The 2,928-nt window shown below is 67.0% G+C and carries 5 protein-coding genes; 4 read left to right on the top strand and 1 reads right to left on the bottom strand.

Translation table 11 applies throughout. The features are described from left to right. Both ACE3TU_RS20875 and ACE3TU_RS20870 read left to right on the top strand, forming a co-directional pair. Window positions 1-998: type II and III secretion system protein family protein (locus tag ACE3TU_RS20875; RefSeq protein WP_374627753.1), on the top strand; the 998-nt coding region annotated here is incomplete at its 5' end. 8 nt (window positions 999-1,006) lie between these two features. Then, on the top strand, window positions 1,007-1,267 hold the full coding sequence (locus ACE3TU_RS20870; protein WP_374627751.1) for a hypothetical protein: 261 nt from the start codon (window positions 1,007-1,009) through the stop codon (window positions 1,265-1,267). A 43-nt stretch (window positions 1,268-1,310) separates the two neighbouring features. On the opposite strand, the gene ACE3TU_RS20865 is transcribed toward ACE3TU_RS20870, so the two are convergent. Then, window positions 1,311-1,799: a tetratricopeptide repeat protein gene (locus tag ACE3TU_RS20865; protein WP_374627749.1), complete on the bottom strand. Its 489-nt coding sequence runs from the start codon at window positions 1,797-1,799 to the stop codon at window positions 1,311-1,313. A 226-nt stretch (window positions 1,800-2,025) separates the two neighbouring features. On the opposite strand from ACE3TU_RS20865, the gene ACE3TU_RS20860 reads away from it, so the two are divergent. Beyond that, window positions 2,026-2,355 carry an ArsR/SmtB family transcription factor gene (locus ACE3TU_RS20860; RefSeq protein ID WP_374627755.1) on the top strand — a complete coding sequence of 110 codons (330 nt, stop codon included), beginning with the start codon at window positions 2,026-2,028 and terminating at the stop codon, window positions 2,353-2,355. After that, window positions 2,355-2,834, top strand: a complete 480-nt coding sequence (locus tag ACE3TU_RS20855) for an SRPBCC family protein (protein WP_374627747.1) — start codon at window positions 2,355-2,357, stop codon at window positions 2,832-2,834. Before ACE3TU_RS20860 ends, ACE3TU_RS20855 begins: the two co-directional genes overlap by 1 nt. Window positions 2,835-2,928 lie beyond the last annotated feature (94 nt).

The following is a 2,928-nucleotide window of genomic DNA, read 5'->3' as shown; positions in this document are numbered from 1 at the left end:
CCAAGGTCAAGGTCGGCACCGTCAACGGTCGAATCCGGCTCTCGGGAACGGTGACCGACCAGGTATCGATGGACAAGGTGCTGGAGGTGGTGGCGCAATACGGCAGTCCGGCCGTCATCAACACCCTGACCATCGTGGGCGGCCAGCAGGTCAACCTCGAGGTCCGCATCCTCGAGGCGCAGCGGGACGCGGGTCGGGAACTCGGCATTTCGTGGGGTGGCAGCATCGGGGGAACCGACATCACCCTGGGCGGCGGCCCGGACAATCCCTCGGCCGGCGCCAAGAGCTTTTCCTCGTTCATCACCAGCGTGATCTCCGGGGCCGCCGGAATCGACCTCAACATGACGATCAATGCGCTCGAGGGAAAACAGCTCGTGCGCACCCTGGCGGAGCCGAACCTGACGACGCTGTCCGGGGTCAAGGCGAGCTTTCTCGCCGGTGGACAGGTGCCGGTGCGCATCCCCGACTCGAACGGCAATGCGGCCATCAACTACCGGGACTTCGGCGTGCGGCTGGTATTCACGCCGGTGGTGCTGGACGGCGAGCGCATCCAGATCCAGCTGACGCCGGAAGTCAGCGGCATCGGCGGCTTCACCTCCGCCGGCGACCCGGTGTTCAACACCCGCACGCTCGATGCGACGGTCGAGCTGCGCGACGGCCAGAGCTTCGCCGTAGCGGGGCTGCTGCAGAACAGCACGGCGCTGAGCCAGAACCAGCTGCCCTGGATCGGCGATGTGCCGGTGCTGGGCTCGCTCTTCAAATCCTCGAGCTTTCAGAAGCACGACACCGAGCTGGTGGTCATCGTCACGCCGCGGCTGATGCAGCCGGCAACCCCCGGGCAGGTGCTGGCCACGCCGCTCGACCAGACCCTGCCGGCCAATGACGTCGAGTTCTTCGCCCTTGGGCAGATGGAAGTGACGCCGAAGATGCTCAAGGGCTTCCAGTCGGGCGCCGGCGTCGCCGGGCCTTTCGGCTTCATCATCGAGCTGGGCCAGTGAGGGTGCCGATGCGACAGCGGTCAACGCGCATGCTGCTGAAGGGCGCCGCGGGCCTTGCCCTGGCGATCGGGCTGGGCGGCTGCGCCTACGACTACCTGCAGCGCAGCGACAAGGTAGCCTACAGCTCCGGGGACGCCGTCAAGGCCAATCTCGAGCAGCAGACGATCGACCCGAGCCGGTCGAGCGCCTATTCCACCAAGGGACTGGGCAAGAACGGCAAGGTCGTTCCGGGCGAGGTGCCCGCCGACGGAGAGACGCCCGCGCCCTGAGCGCCCTGCCCGCCAGGGAGCGCGGGCGAGGCAGCCGCACGCCTCAGGCGCGCGTCCGCGCCGCATCCTTGAGAATCTGGATATTGTTGGCGACGACGATGTTGTCGGGATCGAGCCGCTGCGCCTTGCGGAAATTGGTCAGCGCCGCCGTCAGGTTGCCGCGCAGCATGTAGGAATAGCCGACATTGTTGTAGTACTGCGCGGTACCGCCGGTGATCTCGTAGAGGGCGGAGTAGACGCGGTCGGACAGATCGAAGCGCCCCAGCCGATCATAGGAGGCACTGAGCCCGACATAGGCCTCGGCGCTCTTGGGCGCCAGTTCCGCCGCGCGCTTGTAGAGCGCCGCGGAATGACCGAAATCGTTGTTGCGGAAGTGAGCCCGGGCTTCGGCAAGCGCTCCCTCCGCGGTGTAGCTGCCCGGGTTGGTGATTTCCGCCACTTCGAGCTTGTTGTTGCCATAGGTGCCAAAGCCGCCCAGGTTGGAGGACGTGCAGCCGGCCAGCAGCGTGGCGAGCACCGCCGCGCCAGCCATCCCCAAGGCGATCCTGTTGCCGAAGCGGCGACGCATTTCCAAAGCCCCCAAAGTACCGATCCGGACCGACCCCGGACACCGTGACCCTCGCCAACAAACCTAAGCGGCGAGCGAATACCGCTTGGTAAATGCAAGGTAGTTGCGCGCCATCATGGCTAACGCGGCGTTACCGCGGTTCGCCCGGTTCGGCCATTGCGGCAGGAGTCTCGGCGTGATAGTTAGCCATATGGAACACTATCTGCTCGACAACGTCTTCCAGGCCCTAACCGACCCGACACGCCGCGCCGTGATCGGCCGATTGGGGCGGGGTCCCGCCAGCATCACAGAACTGGCCGAACCGTTCGGCATCGCGCTGCCATCCTTCCTCAAGCACATCCATGTGCTGGAGGCGGCCGGCTGGATCCGCACCAGCAAGGCCGGCCGCGTGCGCACCTGCACCCTCGAGCGCAGCGCCCTGGCGGCGGCCGAGGGGTGGCTCGGCCAGCAGCGCGCCATCTGGGACGCGCGGACGGACCGCCTCGAGGACCTCGTCACCCATGAAAGCACGGATGCCTGATGACCCACCCGATCGACCCCGACCGCGACCTCACCCTTTCGCGCATCATCCGGGCACCCCGTGCCGCCATCTGGAGGGCGTGGACCGACCCGGCACGCTTTGCCCGGTGGTGGATTCCGCAGCCGGCCCTGTGCCGGGTCGTCGAAATGGACCTCCGGCCCGGAGGGGCCCTGGTCACGGAGATGAGCGAGAACGGCGGCCCGTTCGGACCTCATCTCGACGCCTGCTACCTGGACCTCGCCGAGAACGAACGGCTGGTGTTCACCAACGCGCTGACCGGCGGCTGGCGGCCCGCCAAGCAGCCGTTCATCACCGCCATCATCACGCTGCGGGCGCATGAGGAGGGCACCGAGTACCACGCGCACGTGATGCACAAGACCCCGGACGATCGCCGGCTGCACGACGAACTCGGCTTCTTCGACGGCTGGGGAACAGTGGCCGCGCAACTGGCGCAACTGGTCGAGGCGGAGCGGAACTGAACGGGCCGCGCGGACAGGGCGATGCCGGAGCACCGCAACGTGGTACATTGCGATGCCGACGGCGGAGCCGTCCACAGCATCAAATGCAGACCTT

The organism is Devosia sp. (assembly GCF_041917035.1).
GTDB lineage: Bacteria > Pseudomonadota > Alphaproteobacteria > Rhizobiales > Devosiaceae > Devosia_A.
The sequence above is the reverse complement of the archived record's forward strand: the minus strand, read 5'-3'. Positions and strand labels throughout refer to the sequence as shown.